The sequence below is a fragment of the Micromonospora aridisoli genome, assembly GCF_056150025.1.
Window position 1 is genome coordinate 125,179 of record NZ_JAXCFK010000009.1, and the last position, 19,043, is coordinate 144,221.

19 protein-coding genes and 1 pseudogene are annotated in these 19,043 nt (G+C 69.2%); 15 read left to right on the forward strand and 5 right to left on the reverse strand.

The features are described from left to right. The first annotated feature begins 209 nt into the window (after positions 1 to 209). Positions 210 to 1,085 (forward strand): SDR family NAD(P)-dependent oxidoreductase, encoded by an 876-nt coding sequence (locus SM447_RS19895; RefSeq protein ID WP_474574336.1) that lies wholly within the window; start codon positions 210 to 212, stop codon positions 1,083 to 1,085. Between the two features lie 36 nt (positions 1,086 to 1,121). Then, positions 1,122 to 1,703 (forward strand): GNAT family N-acetyltransferase, encoded by a 582-nt coding sequence (locus SM447_RS19900; protein WP_474574337.1) that lies wholly within the window; start codon positions 1,122 to 1,124, stop codon positions 1,701 to 1,703. Positions 1,704 to 1,738: 35 nt separating this feature from the next. Here SM447_RS19900 and SM447_RS19905 read toward each other — a convergent pair whose 3' ends face one another. Then, positions 1,739 to 2,701 carry a hypothetical protein gene (locus SM447_RS19905; RefSeq protein WP_474574338.1) on the reverse strand — a complete coding sequence of 321 codons (963 nt, stop codon included), beginning with the start codon at positions 2,699 to 2,701 and terminating at the stop codon, positions 1,739 to 1,741. 315 nt (positions 2,702 to 3,016) lie between these two features. Here SM447_RS19905 and SM447_RS19910 point away from each other — a divergent pair, with 315 nt between their 5' ends. The 4 genes from SM447_RS19910 to SM447_RS19925 all read left to right on the forward strand — a co-directional run bounded on the left by SM447_RS19910 (position 3,017) and on the right by SM447_RS19925 (position 5,938). Continuing rightward, positions 3,017 to 3,313 carry a DUF1540 domain-containing protein gene (locus SM447_RS19910; protein ID WP_474574339.1) on the forward strand — a complete coding sequence of 99 codons (297 nt, stop codon included), beginning with the start codon at positions 3,017 to 3,019 and terminating at the stop codon, positions 3,311 to 3,313. Between the two features lie 107 nt (positions 3,314 to 3,420). Beyond that, entirely contained in the window at positions 3,421 to 4,335 is a 915-nt protein-coding gene (locus tag SM447_RS19915; RefSeq protein WP_474574340.1) for a DUF2470 domain-containing protein, read from the forward strand. Between the two features lie 182 nt (positions 4,336 to 4,517). Further along, positions 4,518 to 5,300: a dienelactone hydrolase family protein gene (locus SM447_RS19920; RefSeq protein WP_474574341.1), complete on the forward strand. Its 783-nt coding sequence runs from the start codon at positions 4,518 to 4,520 to the stop codon at positions 5,298 to 5,300. An 83-nt stretch (positions 5,301 to 5,383) separates the two neighbouring features. Then, entirely contained in the window at positions 5,384 to 5,938 is a 555-nt protein-coding gene (locus SM447_RS19925) for a hypothetical protein (protein ID WP_474574342.1), read from the forward strand. Between the two features lie 140 nt (positions 5,939 to 6,078). Here SM447_RS19925 and SM447_RS19930 read toward each other — a convergent pair whose 3' ends face one another. Together SM447_RS19930 and SM447_RS19935 are read right to left on the reverse strand one after the other, a co-directional pair. Beyond that, a complete protein-coding gene (locus SM447_RS19930; RefSeq protein ID WP_474574343.1) occupies positions 6,079 to 6,534 on the reverse strand; it encodes a DUF6069 family protein in 456 nt (151 codons plus the stop codon). Positions 6,535 to 6,709: 175 nt separating this feature from the next. Next, entirely contained in the window at positions 6,710 to 7,708 is a 999-nt protein-coding gene (locus SM447_RS19935) for an RNA polymerase subunit sigma-70 (protein ID WP_474574344.1), read from the reverse strand. Positions 7,709 to 7,927: 219 nt separating this feature from the next. Between SM447_RS19935 and SM447_RS19940 the strand changes: the two genes are divergently transcribed. From SM447_RS19940 to SM447_RS19950, 3 genes and pseudogenes are all read left to right on the forward strand, one after another. Further along, the gene (locus tag SM447_RS19940) at positions 7,928 to 8,614 is read left to right on the forward strand and encodes an HAD family hydrolase (protein ID WP_474574345.1); all 687 of its coding nucleotides are present in this window, start codon (positions 7,928 to 7,930) and stop codon (positions 8,612 to 8,614) included. A gap of 201 nt (positions 8,615 to 8,815) precedes the next feature. Next, positions 8,816 to 10,051 (forward strand): serine hydrolase domain-containing protein, encoded by a 1,236-nt coding sequence (locus tag SM447_RS19945; protein ID WP_474574489.1) that lies wholly within the window; start codon positions 8,816 to 8,818, stop codon positions 10,049 to 10,051. A gap of 82 nt (positions 10,052 to 10,133) precedes the next feature. Next, positions 10,134 to 10,462 (forward strand): annotated as a pseudogene (locus tag SM447_RS19950) (hypothetical protein). Positions 10,463 to 10,498: 36 nt separating this feature from the next. Here the strand turns inward: SM447_RS19950 and SM447_RS19955 are convergent. Continuing rightward, positions 10,499 to 10,726 (reverse strand): hypothetical protein, encoded by a 228-nt coding sequence (locus tag SM447_RS19955; RefSeq protein WP_474574346.1) that lies wholly within the window; start codon positions 10,724 to 10,726, stop codon positions 10,499 to 10,501. Between the two features lie 61 nt (positions 10,727 to 10,787). Here SM447_RS19955 and SM447_RS19960 point away from each other — a divergent pair, with 61 nt between their 5' ends. From SM447_RS19960 to SM447_RS19970, 3 genes are all read left to right on the forward strand, one after another. Continuing rightward, entirely contained in the window at positions 10,788 to 11,519 is a 732-nt protein-coding gene (locus SM447_RS19960; protein WP_474574347.1) for a phosphotransferase, read from the forward strand. A 308-nt stretch (positions 11,520 to 11,827) separates the two neighbouring features. Then, positions 11,828 to 12,394, forward strand: coding sequence for an RNA polymerase sigma factor (locus SM447_RS19965; protein ID WP_474574348.1), 567 nt, complete (start codon positions 11,828 to 11,830; stop codon positions 12,392 to 12,394). Further along, positions 12,391 to 13,476 (forward strand): hypothetical protein, encoded by a 1,086-nt coding sequence (locus SM447_RS19970; RefSeq protein ID WP_474574349.1) that lies wholly within the window; start codon positions 12,391 to 12,393, stop codon positions 13,474 to 13,476. Before SM447_RS19965 ends, SM447_RS19970 begins: the two co-directional genes overlap by 4 nt. Before the next feature lie 131 nt (positions 13,477 to 13,607). Here SM447_RS19970 and SM447_RS19975 read toward each other — a convergent pair whose 3' ends face one another. After that, positions 13,608 to 14,393: an SDR family oxidoreductase gene (locus SM447_RS19975; protein ID WP_474574350.1), complete on the reverse strand. Its 786-nt coding sequence runs from the start codon at positions 14,391 to 14,393 to the stop codon at positions 13,608 to 13,610. Positions 14,394 to 14,624: 231 nt separating this feature from the next. Between SM447_RS19975 and SM447_RS19980 the strand changes: the two genes are divergently transcribed. The 3 genes from SM447_RS19980 (at position 14,625) to SM447_RS19990 (ending at position 19,033) form a co-directional block, all read left to right on the forward strand. Continuing rightward, positions 14,625 to 14,738, forward strand: a complete 114-nt coding sequence (locus SM447_RS19980) for a class III lanthipeptide (protein ID WP_474574351.1) — start codon at positions 14,625 to 14,627, stop codon at positions 14,736 to 14,738. Between the two features lie 96 nt (positions 14,739 to 14,834). Further along, positions 14,835 to 17,516, forward strand: a complete 2,682-nt coding sequence (gene lanKC / locus SM447_RS19985; protein WP_474574352.1) for a class III lanthionine synthetase LanKC — start codon at positions 14,835 to 14,837, stop codon at positions 17,514 to 17,516. After that, the gene (locus SM447_RS19990) at positions 17,513 to 19,033 is read left to right on the forward strand and encodes an ATP-binding cassette domain-containing protein (RefSeq protein ID WP_474574353.1); all 1,521 of its coding nucleotides are present in this window, start codon (positions 17,513 to 17,515) and stop codon (positions 19,031 to 19,033) included. Before lanKC ends, SM447_RS19990 begins: the two co-directional genes overlap by 4 nt. Positions 19,034 to 19,043 lie beyond the last annotated feature (10 nt).

Here is a 19,043-nt window from a genome sequence, read left to right on the forward strand (position 1 = left end):
TTGTTCAGAAGATGTTATGTCCTACATATCTTTTGGGTCGCAACGTTTTCCCGTGCCGCAGAATTCCCGGACGACGGTGCGCCGCCCGTGGTGACCGCCCTCGCCACACCCGCGCCGGCACCTCTCGCGCGATCCCCCACCTGATCGGCAGCACGAAGGCACACTGGTCATCGGGACCGGCGGTCTTCCGACGGACCAAGGGGCGCATCATGGAACGAACCGCAGGTACGGCCCCGATCGCCGGGCCGACCGAGGCCTCCGTCACCGCGAGTCAGGACGCGACCGTCGTGCTGACCGGCGCGACGACCGGGATCGGCCGCGCCACGGCGCTGACGCTGGCCGATCACGCGAGCCGGCTGATCCTGCACGGCCTGGAACCACCGCGCGACGTCACCGACCTGTTGCGCAGGGTGCGGGCCAGGCTCCGCCCGGACGCCGAGCTGCCCTACGTCTCGGCCGACTACAGCGACCTCGCCGACGTCGTCCACCTGGCCCAGCAGATCCGTGGGGCCACCGATCGGATCGACGTTCTCATCAACAACGCCGCGCGGCCCGGGGCGCCCACCCGCACGGTCACCGACGCCGGCAACGAGGTCACCATCCAGACCAACTACCTCGCTCCCGTCCTCCTGAGCACCAGGCTCATCGACCTGATCGGAGACGGCTCACCCGGCCGGATCGTCAACGTCGTCTCCGCCACCCATCTCTCCGCGAGACTGCTGCTGGACGACCTCGACCTGGCCCGTCACCCGTACTCGCCGTCGACCGCGTACGCGCATTCCAAACTCGCGCTGGTCACCTACTCCTGCTGGTTGGCCAGCCACCGGCCGCGTCGCTCGATGACCGTGGTCAGCCTGCATCCCGGCGTGATCTCCACACCGCTTCTGCACGCCATGTTCTCGGTGGGCGGCGACCGACCTGACCAGGCGGCAGCCACCATCCGCTACGTCGTCTCACGCCGCGACGACAACGGCACCTACTACGATCAGCGCCAACCCGCACCCCCCAACCCACAGGCCACCGACCCGGTCACCCAGAATCACCTGCACGACATCACCACCCGGATCCTTCGCGACCATCTCTGAGGCCGGGACCGGAACGGGCTACGTCTCACGAGGGACATGACGTCCATGCCGCTGCCGACCCCCACGTTGCACACCGCCCGGCTTCGACTGCGTCCCTTCGACGACGCTGACGCCGACGACCTCTTCGCGCTGCACAGCAACGCCCACGTGTTGCGCTACTGGGACGCGCCCCCGTGGACCGAACGGGCACGCTCCACGCGGTTCATCGCGGCTTCCCGACAGATGGCAGAGGAGGGCACCGGGGCGCGAGTGGCGGTGGATCGCGTCTCCGACGGGGCCTTCATCGGCTGGTGCGGTCTGCTCCGGTGGAATCCGGAGTACCGCAGTGCATCGCTGGGCTACTGCTTCAACGAGGCGGCGTGGGGCCACGGCTTCGCGACGGAGACCGCACGCGCGTTGCTGCGGTGGGCGTTCGACACGCTGGACCTGAACCGCGTCCAGGCCGAGGCCGATACCCGCAATGTGGCATCCGCCCGTGTGCTGGAGAAGCTCGGCTTCCTGCGTGAGGGCACCTTGCGGGAGGACTGCGTCGTCAACGGCTTGGTCTCTGACTCGTGGGTCTACGGGCTGCTCAGACGGGAGTGGCAGCCGTGGTCGGAGCCGGGAACCGGCACCTGATCCCTCGGCTGAGGTCGCCGGCCGCGCCGGTACCGTCAACGTGGAATCTCTGACTGTCGAGTGAGCAGGTCGCGGCGCTCGGCGTCGATCCTGGCGAGTCGCGACCGCCCTTCGACGGCCCGCTGCTCCAGCCGAACCAACACGTCGCGCACCAGTTGCACGGACCGGGCGACGTTCTGCTCGGCCCGTTTGATCCGGTCTCCCACCGCGAGGTCGGTGAAGATGTTGTCGAACCAGACGTCGGCGAAGCGCGTCAGGCCGCCGACCGCCAGTTGCGGGGCCGTGAACGTGACCCCGGGGACGTCAGCGAGCTCGGTTCGCAGCACGGCGAGGCAACGGTCGGCGCGAGCCGCCGCCTGGGCCGCCTCGTCCAGCCGGGAGTGTTTGATCGCGCTGCTGACCGCTCCGCCGCCGAAGAACGTGTCATAGGTGGACCAGCCGGAGGCACTGCGGAGCTTCTTCCGCACCTCGGACAGGGCGTGCGACGCGGCGCGGGCGGCCTGCCCCGCTTCAGCCACCTCATTGCCCTCAGCGGCGAGCCGTCCCCGCTCCTCAGCCAACTCCAGCAGTCGCGCACGACGCGGGTCACCGGAATCTCGCAGGTGCCGCTCCTTGTCGTCGAGTACAGCGGCGTAATTGCTGGGTGCTGCGGCGAGCTGGCCCAGCCGCAGCTGCGCCAGGCCGTACTCCCGCCGCAGCGCCTCAAGCCGGTCCTCGGCCTCGGCCAATCGGTAACGCGCGGCCTCGGCCTCGGCGCGTTCGCGCGCCAGCGCGTCGTCACGGGCACCGCGCAACGAGGCCAGCACCCGGGTCAGGGAGAGGCTCTCCAGCCGCTGCACGTCCTCCTGCTCGCGCGCGTGCCTGGCGCGCAGCGCGGTGAGTTGCTCGCTCGTCTCGTCCATCCGGCGGCGCAGATCCGTACAGCGCCGAGTGGTCACCTCATGGTCACGGAGGGCTTCGGCTGCCGCGATCAGCCGTCGTTCGATGTCATCAGCCACGCCACTCATTTGACGATGAGGGTGCAAGGACCCGTCGGCTGCCGCCCTCCCGCCTGCTCCCTACCAGGACGGTCGGACGTTATGTCGATTGCAGGTTAGCCAAAGGAAGCCTCACCTAATTTAGGTAAGGCTCACTTCCATTGCGAAATGGGTGGCGATAATGACGACGAGGCTCCCCGGTTGCGCACTTTCCGCTGCTAGAGTGGCGTTATTCGGATAAACGCAGGATACCGACGGCCGTGGGGTTTATCTGCCATCCCCACGGCAAATATGGATCGACACGAGAGTACGCCGGCCAACGGTACGGAGGACACCATGAAGACGCTGCTGCAGACTCCCCCGGTACGCGAGTGCGCCGCCACGGCGTGCAGTTTCAACGACAACGGCTGCCACGCGCCAGCGATCACCGTGGCGTCGACGGGCGACGCCGCATCCTGTGCGACGTTCGTGGAGTCCTCGGTCCAGGGCGGGATCGCGGAGGTGACCGGCGCCGTCGGGGCGTGCGCACGTTCCGAATGCGTCTACAACACCAACCTCGCCTGCACGGCAGAGTCCATCACCGTGGGGCCAGCGGCCACCGCCAGCGACTGCCTCACCTACCAGCCCGCCTGAGCGCCACCGCCCGCACGGCGCGACGCCGCCTTGGCGAAGGTAAGGCTAACCTACTAAAGTCAGATCCCGGGCCGAGCTCACCTTCACTCGTGGCCGAGGGGACTGACATGGCGTTCCATCCAGCCGGGCGGCCGGCGGAGCTGACGCACGCCGCGCTGGCCGCTGACGTCGACGCGACAGCGGAGACGTCAGCGGCCAGCGCGCACGGCGTGCTGACGTCGGGCGCCGTCGCGGCACGATCCGCCCTGTCCGCCAGCCCGTCCCTGCGGCTCAGCCTTGGCGACACCGCCGTCGACCTCATCGGATCGCACGCCGTCCTCCCCGACGGCACGGTGGTCCTCGCGGTCGACGCGATGAGCCGAACCGGCGGCCTGCTGGTAGCCGCACGCGGTCGATCGGGCGCGGTACGGCTCGACGTGACGCAACTCGTGCCGGTCGCCGTGCGATCGCGGGTACGCGCCAGAGTGCGGGTGCTGGGCACCGTCCGTCGGTTCGACCCGGCCAGCCTCGACCTGTGCGACGACGACACGATCATGTCGTTGCTCGACCTGCCTCCGGTCGCTCTGTGGGCGGTCGAACCGGTCGAGGTCGGTCTCACCGACGACATCTGCGCAACCACGGTGAACATCAGCGCCTATCGAACCGCCCGGCCGGACCCGCTCGCCGCCGCCGAAGCCGCACACCTGAGCCACCTCACCCAGCATCACCGCGATGTCGTCGACCATCTCGCCACGCTGCTCGACCCGGCGTTGACCGAAGCGGCTACGCGGGTCGTACCGGTCGCCATCGATGCCGGCGGCATCGTGCTCCGCGCCGAGACACCGCACCGGCACACCGACGTCCGGCTGCCGTTCGCCCGTCGCGCCACCGGCGGTGGACTCGCCGAAGGACTGCGGACACTGCTCGCCGAGGCGGCACGGCGCGGATCCGCCCGTCCGCCCCGCGACACGTCCGACGGCGAGCAGGCTCCGGTGACCGTCTGTGAGCTACCAGAGCACGTGTGCGGCATAGCGTCGGTATGACGGCCGGCCGTCATACTCGTTGGCGGACCACGGCGACCACTGCTACTTTCCCGGTGGCCGTGCGAAAGACCGAGGAGGTGGTACCCGTGAGCGTATCGACATGGGTGCTCCCCTCAGGGGTCACGGTCGGGCGGTAGGTCGCCCGGGAGCGCCGTTCAGGAGCACTCCCGAAAGGCACGACCATGCGCTTCACCTCCGAAACTCGCCTGGACGAGGATGTCCTCGAACGTCACTTCACTCTCGGTGACATTCCCGGAATCCTGTGGACGCCGGCATCCGCGTCCGCACACGCTCCGGCGCCGCTGATCCTGGCCGGCCATCCGGGCGGGCTGAGCAGGATGTGCCCCCGACTGGCGGCCCGGGCCCGGCATTGCGCGACGGAGGGCTTCGCCTCGGCCACCATCGAGCTGCCCGGAGCCGGTGACCGGCCCCGTCTCGCCACCGCCGAAGAGGCCCGCGCCGACCTGAACCGGGCGCTGGCGGCCGGCGGGCCGGTCGACGGCGAGATCGTCGACCGGCTGGTTCTCCCACTTGTCGACAAGGCGGTCCCGGAGTGGCGGGCCGCCCTGGACGCCCTGCTCTCGATGCCCGAGGTCGGTGGCCCGGTGGGGTACGCGGGAGGGGTGATCGCCATCGGCGTACGGCTGGCGGTGGTCGAGCCGCGAATCGCGGCCGCCCTTCTCTTCGCCGGCAGTTACGTGCCGCGCAGCATGTTCGAGGAGGCCCGGCGGGTCGCCATTCCGCTACAGGTCCTGTTGCAGTGGGACGACGAAGGAAACGACCGGCAGCTCGCCCTGGACCTGTTCGACGCCTTCGGCTCCAGGGAGAAGACGCTGCACGCCAACATGGGCGGGCACACCGGTATCCCGCAGTTTGAGGGCGACGACGCGAACCGGTTCTTCGCCCGGCATCTGATGTGTGGCCGAGCCGGCAGGTCGGCAGCGGACGGCAGGGATTGCGGCTGATCCAGGGCTTGACGCCTCGACGCCCATCGTGCATGGTCGATTCGCATCGACAACCTCGAATATCCCGGCCATGGGGAGGACCGATGAAGGCCTTCGTCACCATCGTCTCGGCCGCTGCGCTGCTGCTCACGGCGACGGGTAGCGCGCCCGCCGGCCGGCCGGCGACCGATGCGCCCTGCACCGGGCAGATCCATGCGAACCCGGGGTTCGAGCGCGGCACCACCGGTTGGGAGGCCGGCCCCCGCATCGTCGTGATCGGCGACGCGACCCGGCCCGCACACACCGGCCGCGCGTACGCCACCTTCGCCGGGCTCGACGTCACCCGTACCGACCTGCTGCGCACCACCGTCACGGTGCCGGCCGACTGCGACCTGACGGTCCGCTTCTGGGTCCGGACCACCACCACGGAGACCGTCCGCGGCGATTACCTCAACGTCGGGCTGGCAGTCACCGGGGTACCCCCGAAGACCAGATTCTCCCTGGCCTTCGACGGTGGATCACAGTGGCGGCAGTACACCATGTCGACCGGGACGGCGACCACCGAACGCACCGCGACCGCCACCTTCCTCGCCAGCGAGACGGCCGGCAACGGCGTCACCGCCTTCGACGTCGACAACGTGACCTTCACCTTGAGCTGACCACGACGGGACTCGGGCCAGGACGGTCACCGCGCGGTGACCGTCCTGGCCGCATGGGTACGCGCGCCCTCGCAACCGTCGCCCGCCTCGTCGTTCGCGCGGGCAGACCGCAGAGCCCGTCTCGCTCGGATGCCGAATCGTCAATCGGCTCGGCGGCGGAGGCTGCGCGCCAGGGCAGGGATCATCACCGCCGCGGGGACGAGGTGCAACCCGATCAGGGCGGCGGTGGTGGCGGCGTTCGCCCCGGCGAGGAGGGGCGGGATCATCGAGATCGCGGTCAGCGTCAATGCCGTCGGCACGAATCGCTCGGCGGGGCGAGTGCTCCAGCGAAGAAGGGTCGCGGCGATCACGATGCCCACGACCGAGAAGAAGCCGGTCACCACCGCGAACCCGGGCAACGGAATCGAGTCGCCGGCATCGCTGAGCTTGAAGTCGACGCCAACGGCCCGGGCAAGCGCAGCGGCGAGAGTGGTGGCCGCCATCGCGGCGAGCGTGGCCAGGAAGCCGGTGACGGCGAGCCGGCGGAGTCGGTGCGTGTGGCTGATCCGGCCGGTGGCCGGGGCTGCGATGGGTCGGGGGTCCTTCATGCTGTTCATGGCTCTCCTCCATCACCCGGTGACGGGCGTACGGGGTGGGCCGACCGGCTGGTGACGGTTCTGGCCCTGGGCGTGAAGATGCGGATCCGCGCCGTGCGACGGCCAGGGTTGCGCAGGGCGCGGACGCCGGTGCCGCGGATCCAGAACCCGGCGTCGCGTCCGACCACACCGGGGACTACTCGGTGCCGTCAGCCAGCAGGCGCTCCGGCAGCCCGAGCCGCGCGAACTGGTCGTCGTGGAAGGTGACGATCTCGGTGATCTCCCCGCCGGTGATGCGCAGGACATCGAGCGTCAGCGGCAGGTACACGCCCTCCCGCTGCCGCCAGTGGTAGAAGGCGACAGCGGGCTGCCGGTTCACGGCGGTCGGGATGCCGCGCAGACCCGTCATGTCCACGAAGCCGTCCTCGATCCAGTCGTTCACCACCGCGTCGCGGCCGACCTGCAGGCCCGGGGTGGGCGGCATCGAGCACCGGACGTCCGCGCGCAACATCGCGGCGAGCCGATCGACGTCCGTGGCCACGCTGGCCTCGGTGAAGCGGCGCACCAGCTCGCGCGTCGCGGCGTCCTCCTCGCCGCCGGTCCAGTCCTGCCGCTCGGCGGGCAGGTGCTCCCGCATGCCGGCGCGGGCCCGCTGCAACGCGCTGTTGACGGAGTTGACGGAGTCCCCGAGCAGCTCGGCGACGTCCTTGGCCGGCCAGCCGAGCACGTCCCGCAGGATCAGCACGGCCCGTGGGCGCGGCGCGAGGTGCTGGACCGCGACCAGGTACGCCAGCTCGATCGTCTCGCGGGCGACGGCGACGGTTTCCGGCTCGTCCGCGTCGACTGCCGGCAGCTCGTCGAGCAGCCGGTCCGGATACGGCTGCAGCCACCGCACCTCGCCGCCGGTCGCGGGCTCCGGACGGCACTTGGCGAGCAGGTCCAGGCACGCGTTGGTGGCGATCCGGTAGAGCCAGGCCCGGAACGTCGACCGCCCCTCGAAGGTCTCCCGCCGTCGCCAGGCTCGCAGGAACGTCTCCTGCACGGTGTCCTCGGCATCCTCGAACGACCCGAGCATCCGGTAGCAGTGCACGTGCAACTCACGCCGGTGCCGCTGCGCCAGCCCTGAGAACGCCAGCTCGTCGACCTCACCCAGACCGTCCACGTCCAGCTCCTTCAGCCGAGTGTCCGCCTTCATCACGTCATCCTCACGTCTCGTCGTTGTCCGTCGTAGGTGTGACTGGTGCGGGCCCGACAACTCATCACCGCAGTCGGTGGGCCAGGCTGATCCAGTGGCGGAGCACGACGCACGGGCACCGCCTGACGGTCACGCAAGCGGTGGGCCTGCCCTACACTCCAGGCGAAACCCAATCGTGTGACCGGTAGCCGCCGGGGCTGCACCCGATGCGGAGTAGCGATGCCAGACCAGCGCACGGACCCTGATCAACGGACTCTCGTCGGCCCGTCGGCCGGAATTCGGCTGGTCGCCTTCGACCTTGATGGCACCCTCACCCGTGGGCAGACGTGTCTGGAGGCCATTGCCGATGCGTTCGGATTCGCCGCTGAGACGTCGGTCTGGGAACAGGCGCGTACCGAACGGGAGATCACGGCGGCGCGCCTCGAGATGTGGGAGTACCTCCAGCACCTCAGTACCCACGACATGGACCCGGTGCTCGCCGGCATCCCGCTGGCGCCCGGCGCGATCGAGGGTATCGCCGCGCTGCGCGCGGCGGGCATCGGCACGCTCATCGTGTCCCTCGCCCACGCTCCGAACGTCGCCTACTTCGCCGGCCGCCTCGGCGTCGACGCACACTTCGGCACCGAACTCGATGGCAGCGACGGATTCCGTCACGTCTTCCCGGCAACCAAACCCACCCTGCTCACCGAGTACGCCAAGACGCTCAACGTCGCCCCCGAACAGATCGCGGCCGTGGGCGACACCCCGAACGACGTGCCGATGCTCCGGGCAGCCCGCATCTCGATCTACGTCGGCACAGCGCTGCCCGACGGATTCACGCCGACCTGGCACCTACCCGGGGCGTCCATCGACGAGATCGCTCGCCTCCTCCTCGAACCGACGGCATTGACCGCCAGCCCTCGATGAGCGTTTGTGATCATCGGCGCGGATCGGTTGGACGTCGGTGAGGTCACGTCCCCGAGGTACCGGATCATGGCAGCGTCCGTCTACGGTTGGCCCTCGCTCGTACCGCAGCCGGAGTCGAATCTCCCGCCTGGGCAGGATGCGTGCAACCAGAGGTACCGACAGCATTCAAATATGTCTAACAATCTTCGGATGCATAGGATCGTGGCCGCTGGCGTCGCACTGGTGGCCGCGATCGCTGTCGTACCCGCGTCCGCCGCGGCGCAGCCGGGTCTGTCGGCCCGGCCAGCGGCCGGCGGACTGGACCGTGCCGAGCTGCGCGCCGCCCTCGCCGCGGTGCCCGAAGCCGGCGCCCCAGGCGTGCTGGCCGCCGTGCGCGACGGCCGGCATGACTGGCGCGACGCCGCCGGCCAGGCGTTTCTGACCAGGCCGCGTCCGATGCAGCCGCAGCTGCGGCACCGCATCGGCAGCATCACCAAGACGTTCGTCGCCACCACCGTGCTTCAGCTCGTCGACGAGGGCCGGCTGGGCCTCGACGACCCGATCGGGCAGTGGCTGCCCGACATCGTGCCGGGCGAGCTCGGCGCCCAGGTCACCGTCCGGATGCTGCTGAACCACACCAGCGGCATCGGCAACTACACCAACGCGATGATCAACTCGTACGCGGCGATCAACCAGATGCAGGTCACCACGTACGCTCCGGCGGACCTGGTCGCCACGGGCCTGGCGATGCCACCGACCAACGCTCCCGGTGCCCGGTTCAGCTACTCGAACACCAACTATCTCCTGGCCGGACTGCTGATCGAAGCGGTCACCGGCAACGACGCGACGATTGAGGTGCAGCGACGCGTCCTCCGACCACTGAGGCTCACCGGAACGTCGTTCCCCGGCACCGACCCGAGGATCCGGGGCCCGCACAGTGGCGCCTACTTCGCCCCGTTCGGAGTGCGCGACCTCAGCGAGTTCAACATGAGCTGGGCGTGGACGGCGGGCGAGATGATCGCCACCACGGCGGACCTCAACACCTTCTTCCGGGCGCTGCTCGGCGGCGAGTTGCTCAGTCCCGCCACCCTCGACGAGATGCTCAAGGGCGTACCGGTGCTGCCGGAACTGCCCGAGGCCGGCAGCTACGGCCTGGGCATCTACTCGCTGCCCACGCCGTGCGGCGAGTTCTGGGGCCACGACGGCGCGGTCATCGGTCACCTGATGTTCTCGATGCACAGCCGGGACGGTGCTCGCCAGGTGTCGTCGGGAATCAACATCAGTCACTACCAGGTCGGCCTGCCCGATCCGCACCCGATCGACCTCGCCTGGCACACCTTCCTGCTCACCGCGATGTGCCCGACCAGCGAGGTGGGTGGCCGCTCGGCGCAGGCGGTGCCGCAACTGCCCAGCGTGATCCGTATGCCGGGCAACGACCCGGCGGTGGCGGTGCCCTAACCGCCACGGGCCATGCTGTCGATCATGACCTGTGGGCACGCCAGGGTTGCGGTACGGTGCTGGTCATGATCGGGGACTGGGTATGCCGTTGACGAATCCATGGCTGGCGGGGCCCACGCCAGCTCAACGGCTCGATCGTGAACGGCTTGAGGAGCGCATTCTCAACCTGCTGTCGTCGCAGAACATGTGCGTGCTCGCGACCACGGGTCCGAACGTGCTTGGACCGGGGCATCCGGACCGGGCACGATACTGGGAGGCGTTCCGCTGGGAGAACGAACATGCGGAGCGGGGCCGACACTGAACGAGCCGCCCGAGGACACTCTGGTGGTCATTGAGGCGGAGCGGATCGTCTACACGGAGCACTGGCTGCGCCGCGAGGGGTTCGCACCCCGCAAGTTCTGGCGTCGTTGAAGACGTACCAATGCACGGATGTCCGAGAGACGCGCGCTACCGGTGCCGGTTGCGGGGATGCTTCCTGGCGGTCCGCTCGTTGCCGTGTTTGTAGTTGCCGGTGATGCGCGCCATCAACTCCTGAGGATCCTCGCTGTCCACGTCGATCAGGAACCGGGCCGCGGCGGCACCCCGGAGCACGGTCGCAGGGCGGCCATGATGGAGCAGTTCCACGTCACCGTTCTTGCGGAGGCGATAGGTGAATCCTTCAGGTGCACCGGGCATCGCCGTATCGTCGTCGCGGACGGATCCGCACGCGACCGAATTACGCCGTAGGGTCTGGCCAGTGGGGTGGGCGACACTTCGGCAGTGGGGTTCGGACGTCGCCCGCGTCGAACGGCTCTCCGGAGGAGTCGCCAACGATGTGTGGAGTGTGCGCCTCGACGGGCGTCTCGCGGTCGCTCGTCTCGGCACCAGGAGCGACGCCGATCTCGCGTGGGAGACCGAACTCCTCGTCTATCTCGACGGCGCAGGTCTGACCGTTCCGGTGCCGATCCCGACCGTGGACGGCCGGTTGTTCGCGGACGGTCTGGTGGTGATGACCTACCTGGCCGGCGGGCCACCCGAGACGCAGGCCGACTGGCGTCGCGTGGCCGGTACGCTTCGTGAGCTGCATCGGTTGACACAGGGCTGGCCGCAGCGCCCCGGTTGGCGGTCGTCGACCGACCTCCTGCACGCCGAGACCGGGACGAGGATCGACCTGGGCGCGATGCCCCCGGATGGCGTTGCCAGATGCCGGGCGGCGTGGGCCCGACTGTCCGGACGTCAGACATGCGTGGTGCACGGCGACCTCAATCCGGGCAACGTCCGCATGACCGCGAATGAGGTCGCGCTGATCGACTGGGACGAGTCGCACGTCGACGTCCCCGACCTCGACCTTGTGCTGCCCGAGAACGCGGCCGGCCTCGACGACGGCGCGTACGACATCGCCGCTCAGGCGTCGGCCGCATGGGAGGCTGCCGTCTGCTGGGACGACGACTACGCGGTCAAGCGGCTCGCCGAGGTTCGGGCGGTCTGAGAACGCGTTCGACGACGGGTCTGTTGGCCGTCGACTGCGTACCTCTGCCGCCGTCCGAGCCGGGCAAGTGCGACGAACTCCGCTGGTCGGAGGCTTCGGCCCTGCCGGGCGACGTCGTCGACTACGTGCGGGAGGCGCTGGCGGCCATCACACGAGGGGACTCGTCGACGTTGCGTGGATGGTGACCCGGAAGGCGGGCACAGTGCCCCTTTCCCGTGCCCGTCGCGGGCCTGGACGAGAAGCGCTCGCAGCGTTGCGATCCTGATCAGGGCTGTCACGATGGGCGTCGTACCGGACATGGAGTAGACGTGGCTTCCGGACATGAGCACGAGGATCGCTTCCGACGCGTCTATGCGGTCAATTTCGAGCCGCTGCTGGCGTACGCGATGCGGCGCGTCGAGCAGCCCGAGGACGCCGCCGACGTGGTCGCCGAGACCTTCCTCGTCGCCTGGCGGCGCAGCCGTGACATGCCGTCGGAGGCCGAGGCCCGGTTGTGGCTGTACGGCGTCGCCCGGCGGGTGCTGGCGAACCATCATCGCGGCAGGGCACGCCGCGAACGGCTGGGCGACCGGTTGCGGCAACGACTCAAGGCCGCTGTCGGCGCCGATCCGGGCAACGAGGTACCCGAACGGCTCACCGTTCAGTCCGCGCTGGCCCGGTTGGGTGAGTTGGACCGGGAGGTGTTGATGTTGACCTTCTGGGAGGGCCTGGAGCCACGCGAGGCCGCCGCGGTCTTGCACGTGACACCGGCTGCGGTCCGTACCCGGCTCTCGCGCGCTCGGGCCCGGTTACGAGACCTCGTCGGTGACGACTTCCGCCCGTCCGGACATGTACTCGACGTCATGGCCGCACGCATCCCCGAGGAGGGCAGATGACCGACGAGGAGCTCGACCGGATGGTCCGAGACGCAGATCCGTACCGACCCGATGTCGTCAGACACCTCGACGGGACCGCGCAAGACCTCCTGGAGGAGATCATGTCCGTGCCGACCCTCGAACGTGTCGCCGAGCCGCCGGGTGACCGCCGCCGGCCACGGCGCGGGCTGCTGAGCGGCCTGGCCGGCGCAAGCGTCGCTGCCACCGTTCTCGCCGGTGTCCTGACCGTTTCGATCATCATGCGAACTGACCCGCCGGAAGGGGGTCCGGCGGACCCGACGACCACCTCCGAGGTGGTGGACCCGGCCGCGTACATGGCGATGGTGCTCAAGGCAGCCGAGGAGAATCCGCGGTTGCTGATCGACCAGCCCGGTTGGAAGGCGACCACCGTCTACGGCTTCGCCGAGAAGGAAGGCACCATCGAGTTCAGCAACGGCGCACGGCAACTGGCGATGAACTGGTATCCGGCGGGCCAGTACGACGGCTACCACGAGGACCGGCTCCACGTCAGCAGCCCGGAGCCGGTGAAGGTCGACGGCTGGCCGGCCGACCTGTTCCGCTACAGCACCAGCGATTTCGCGGTCATGCTCCAGCCCCGCGACGGGTCCTTCGTCGAACTGCGTACCGGGGGCGCGTGGACCCGCAGCGAGTTCGATCGAGTTCTGGCCGACGTCGTACGCGTGGACGCCCGTACGTGGCTGGCCGCGCTGCCCGCGGAGATCGTCACACCGGAGCGGGTCGTGGAGCAGGCCGCCAAGGTACTCGCCGACGTGCCGCTGCCTCCCGGCTTCGACACCGCCACGCTCAACGACCTCGGCACCAACGACGCCTACCAGTTCGGTGCCAGGGTGACCAGCCGGGTCGGCTGCGGATGGATCGCCGAGTGGCTACGCGCGAAGAAGGCCGGCGACGACGCTGCCCTCCAGCGAGCCGCGGACGCGTTGCGTGGCAGCCACAGGTGGAAGGTGCTGCACCAGATGAACGACGAGGGTGACTGGCCCGAGGTGTTCTGGGAAACCGCCGACAAGGTGGCCGCCGGTAAGCCTCCTACCGGCTACGAATCCGCCCTGGGCTGCGAGTAGCCGTCCCAGTTCCCGGGGCGCTGGGGATCAGCCGATCCCCAGCGCCCCGACGTCTGCCCCGAGTCGCACGCCCGAGGACAGCACCGGCGGCGGGGAAACGACCCGTATGGACGGCGGCCGCACGCGGGGGTTCACCGTGCTGACCAACCGCCGTCGGAGGCGATCGTCTGGCCGGTGACCCAGTCCGCCTCGTCGCTGAGCAGCCAGGTGACCAGGCGGGCGGTGTCGGTCGGGGTGCCCCAGCGTCCGCCGGGGCTGATCGCCGCGATGGCGGCTCGCGTCCCGTCGTCGGCGTAGCCGGTGTCGTTGGGCCCCGGGTCGATGCAGTTGACCGTGACACCCCGGGGCATGAGGTGGACGGCGAGGCTCCGGGTCACCTCGTGCAACGCGGCTTTGGAAGCGATGTACGGCAGTTCCTTCGGCATGGCGTCGTGGTACTGCCCGGAGGTGAACAGCAGTACCCGCCCGCCCCGGCGGGCGTCGTCGTGCTGCGCGGCGAAGGCTTTGACGAGCAGCAGGCTGGCCCGGGTGTTGACCGCGAAGGTCAGGTCCAGTTCCGCGGCCGTGAGGTCTTCCAGCGACTGGTCGACGCTACGCGCGTGATTGGCTACCACCGCGTCGACGTGCCCGAAGGTTGCCCGGGCGGCGTCGACCAGCGCGGCCGGCGCGTCCGGTGCGCTCAGGTCCATGGAGACGTGTTCGACCCGGCCTCCCTGGTGGCGCAGTTCGGCGGCAAGTTCCTCCGGCCCCTGCTCATCGGCGCCCCACGGCTGCTCGACGTCGTAGGGCACCCAGGAATGCAACAGGACGGCCGCCCCTTCCGCAACACACCGCCGGGCCACGGCGGCACCGATGGCGACGCTCCGGCTCGCCCCGGTCACGATCACCACTCGGTCCCGCAAAGAGATCATCGGCATCCGACGATTGTGCTGAAGCCGGTTCCTGGGCGCACCCGGTTAAGGAGCGCGGCGCGTCAATCCGGGAGAGCCACGCACTTTCGTCCGGCCTTCCGGGACCGGGTGTCGTCGAAGGTGGGGGTCGGTCCCGCATGTGCCGCCGCCCCGGCTCTCACTAGCTTGAGCGCATCGGCAGGAGCTGATGTCTGCCGGTACTCCGAGCTACTACGTCCAGCGGAGGAGGTGAACAGGATGAGCGTTCTCCGTCTGCAGACCATGCAGCCGCGCGCCGTCGAGTACGGCGTGCTGGGCAACAGCTGCAGCAGCAGCACCCACTCTTGCTGCAACAACGAGCAGCAGAAGTGATGTCCGGGCCAGGTAGGGACGCCCCCGTGCCCTACCTGGCCCCTCGCTTCACCGGCGGACGTACCCACTCATGACGAGCCACGCGGGCAGGTTGGTATGCGCGACGAACGATGGGTCAACCGGTTCCTCTTCGCCTGGGACGACACGCTCTTCTACGATCCGCTCGACGTCTACTACCGGCCACGACCGGACCACTTTCTGTCCGAGCTGGACGACGAGACCCGGTCGCGGTTCGTCCGCTCCGGCATCTGGTGGAGCTACCGGCACAATCCCGCCCTGCCCACGCAGGGGTGGAAGATCCATGTCTCCGCGTCGCGGCACCATGTGCGCGAGGTCGTCGGCACGGTCATCGGCTACCTGGTCGAACAGGGCGTCGACTTCAAGGTCGCGCTGGATCTCAACATCTTCGAGATGCTCAACTCCAAGGGCATGGCTCGGGGCAGTTCCGGCAAGCTCATCACGATCTATCCGAACGACGACGACGAGTTCCGCAGGTGCCTCGCCGACCTCGCGCGGCTCCTGGCCGACGCCGAGGGCGCGTACGTGCTCTCCGACCTGCGCTACCGGGACTGCAGGGCGCTCTACTTCCGCTACGGCCAACTGCTGGACACCCACACCGTCGACGCCATGGGCCGGCGGGTGCCGTACATCATGGGGCCTGACGGGCCGCTGCCCGACGACCGGAAGCCGGCGTTCTCCCAACCCTGGTGGCTGCCGTGGCCGCTGGACGACTGGAAGCCGGCGGAGGACGCCGACGACGAGGAACTCCTCGGCGGGCGTTTCCGGGTGGTCGAGGCGATCCAGTTCTCCAGCAGCGGTGGCGTCTACCGCGCCGAGGACACCGCGAACGGCGACCGGCCGGTCGTGATCAAGGAGGCCCGTCCCCACACGCACCTCAACCTGCGCGAGGGCCACGACGCGGTCGACATCAACGCGCGCGAGTGGACGTTCCTGAACCGGCTGGCCGACGTCGGCTCGTTCCCGGCCCCGGTGGCCGCGTTCCGCCACTGGGAGCACCACTTCCTCGCCGAGGAGTTCGTCGAGGGCTCCGACATCCGGGCGATCCTGTTCGAGCACAACCCGCTCGTCAAGCCGCGCTTCGACGCCGCCGCGTCACGGGACTTCCTGCGCGTCTTCCTCACCGTCTTCCGCGGTCTGGCCGGCGCGATCCAGGCCGCGCACGAACGGCACGTGATCCTCGGCGACCTCACCGCCACCAACCTGCTCATCGACCGCGAGACCTTCCAGGTCACCGTCATCGACCTGGAATCGTGCCGGCTGGCCGAATCCACCGACGAGGACCAGCACCTACAGCAGTCGATCGAGCTGTACACGCCGGGCTTCAGCCACTCGCGGCGCTTCGGCGGCGCCTCCTCCACCGAGGGCGACCTGTACAGCGTCGCGGCCATCATGTCCTACTTCATCTTCCCCATCGCGGCGATGTCGTTCCTGCGGGAGAACGTCTTCGACCTCTACCGGGTCTACACCGACAACCTCGGCTGGCCCGAGGAGATCCACAAGATGCTCGTCGACCTGTCCGAGGCCAAGACGTCGCTCGGCGAGGTACTCGACCAGCTTCAGAACGAGGCCGAACTGATCGAGCGGGTCGAGCTGCCGGCCCGCCCGCCGGTGGTCGAGGAACGGCTCGGACTCGCCGAGGTGGAGGCCGGAGTCGGCGCGTTCATCGAGGCCACGGCCGACCTTGACCGGCGCACGCTGTTCCCGGTGGACCCGTTCGCGCACCTCACCAACCCGTTGAGCCTCGGCTTCGGTGCCACCGGCGTGCTGTGGGCGCTGGACCGCTCCGGGCTGCCCATCCGGGCGCAGTGGCGTACCTGGCTCGACGAGCGGGTGAACGGGATCGAGATCGACGAGTACCCGAACGGGCTGATGAGCGGACTGGCGGGCATCGCCTGGGCCCTCGACGACATCGGAACCCACGATCCGGCACGGGAACTGTTGGCACAGGCCAACCGCCGGGTCACCGGCTCGGAGGACTACACCTTCTACTACGGGCTCGCCGGGCTCGGCATGGTCAACCTTCGCTTCTACCTGCGCGGGCACGCCGAAGGTGACCTCGCCGCAGCCCGGCGGTGCGCGGAGCTGCTCCGCGAGAGCGCGCACCGCGACGGCGAGCACGTCTACTGGCTCAACGAGTTCGCCATCGACGGCCCACTGACCGGACTGGGCTTCGGTCAGGCCGGCGTCGCGCTGTTCCTGCTGCGGATGTACCAGGTGACCCGGGACGAGTCCTACCTGCGGCTCGGCCGGCGGGCGCTGGACTGGGAGATGGCCAACGCCCGCCCCTGGGGGGACGGTGATTCGCTCACCTTCGAGCACAACCGGACCCTGTTGCCGTACGTGGAGGTGGGCTCGGCCGGGGTCGCACAGGTGCTGCTTCGCTACGGCGACCTGGCGGCGGCGCGACCGGTCCTGCGGAGCCTGGACATCGACTACGCCGCGATGCCGGGCTACGCCTTCGGCATGAGCGGGATCGCCGACGCGCTGCTGGACGCGGCCGAGATCCTCGGCGACCGGTCGTACCGTCAGGTCGCCCTGCGGCAGCTCGACTATGTCCGGAAGGTCTTCCTCTTCGAACCCGCGCAGCGGTTCGGGGTGCCCCGGCACGGCGACACCACCCCGCTGGCGATGCCCGGCGAAGGGCTGCTGCGGTGCGCCTGTGACCTCATGACCGGCTCGGCCGGGGTGCTGCGGGTGCTGCACCGGGTCAACCACGGCGGGACGACGGACTTTCTGCTCGACGAGGCGCCACGGTGAGCGAGCTGTGGCGCACGCTGCACGGCAACCGGCCCCGGTTCGTGCTGATCCTCGTGATCGAAGCGATCCTCGGTGGCACCGAGGCCCTGCTGCATCCGCTACTGATCAAGGCCATCTTCGACCAGGCGGTCCTGGCCGGCGACTTCGGCCGGTTCCTCACCCTCGGCGCGTTCTATCTGCTGCTCGGCCTCGCCATCAACCTCGGGGCCTACGCGAATTCGTGGTGGCGCAAGCGGTTCGAGAACTCGTTCGTGCTGTCGCTGGAAATGGAGTTGCTGGACCGTACGCTCGGGCTGGACAGCCGGCAGATGTCCACCGCCGGCAACGCCTCGTACGTCAGCCGGATCCACAACGACGTCCGGGAGGGCGTGCTGCCGGCCATCGACGTCTCCGTCCGGGTGGCCAAGCAGGTCGTCGCCTCGGTCGTCTTCGTCGGCGTGCTGCTCTACCTGTCCTGGCAGGCGAGTCTGATCCTGCTGGTCATCGTTCCGCCGTTGGTGTTCGTCAGCAACCGCATCGCCAAACGGATCGGAGACAACACCGATCCCGAGCGGGAGGCCGAGGCCCGATACATCAACAAGCTGACCCGGACGCTGGAGGCTGTCCGTGCGGTGCGCGGACTGCCGCTGCTGCTGCCGGGCACCAGGGCGGCCAACCGCACGGCGCTGTCGGGATTCCTCGACATCACCTTCGTCAATCATCGCCTCAACCTCCGGCAACGCACGCTCAGTGACCTCACCATGAACCTGTCGGACACCGCCGCCATGGTCGTCGGTGCCTTCTTCGTGTTCGCCGGCCGGATGTCCTTCGGTGGTTTCCTCGCCTTCGTGAACGCACTGTGGCGGGCGGTCACCGGCATCCTCACCGTCATCAACACCATCCCGCAGTTCCGTCGCAACGCCGCCGTGCTACGGCGGATCCACACGCTGCGCGGCCTCACCACGGCCCCGTACCACGAGCGCGGCCCGATGGTGCTGCTGCACGGGGTACGGGTCTCGTACGACGCCGACACCCGTGTGTCGATCGAGAACTTCGAGCTGCAGCCCGGTGAGCACGTGCTGCTGCGCGGGCCCAACGGCTGCGGGAAGACCACGCTGTTGCAGATCGTCGCCGGCACTCTCGCACCCGACGCCGGTCTGGTCACGCTGCCGCCCCGGGTCGCCTCGCTTACCGCACCGGTTCAGTTGCCACCCTTGCCGGTACGCGACCTGGTCCCCGACGAGGGTCTGCGGGCCTCGATGGGACTGGGCGGGCTGGACGACCAGTTGCCCACCCGGCTCTCCTCCGGGCAGCGGCAGAAGGTCGGCATCGCCGCCCTGCTCTGCGAGGACGCCGACGTCTACCTCGTCGACGAACCGTTCGCCAACCTCGACGACGAGGCCCGAGATGTGGCGCTGCGGGAACTGACCGAGCACACCCAGGGTCGCGGCCTGCTCATGGTGCTGCACGGAGACGAGGAACTCGACGACCGGTTCGACCGGGTGGTGACGCTGTCCGGGGCGGGGGCACGGCGCTGATCCGGTGGCG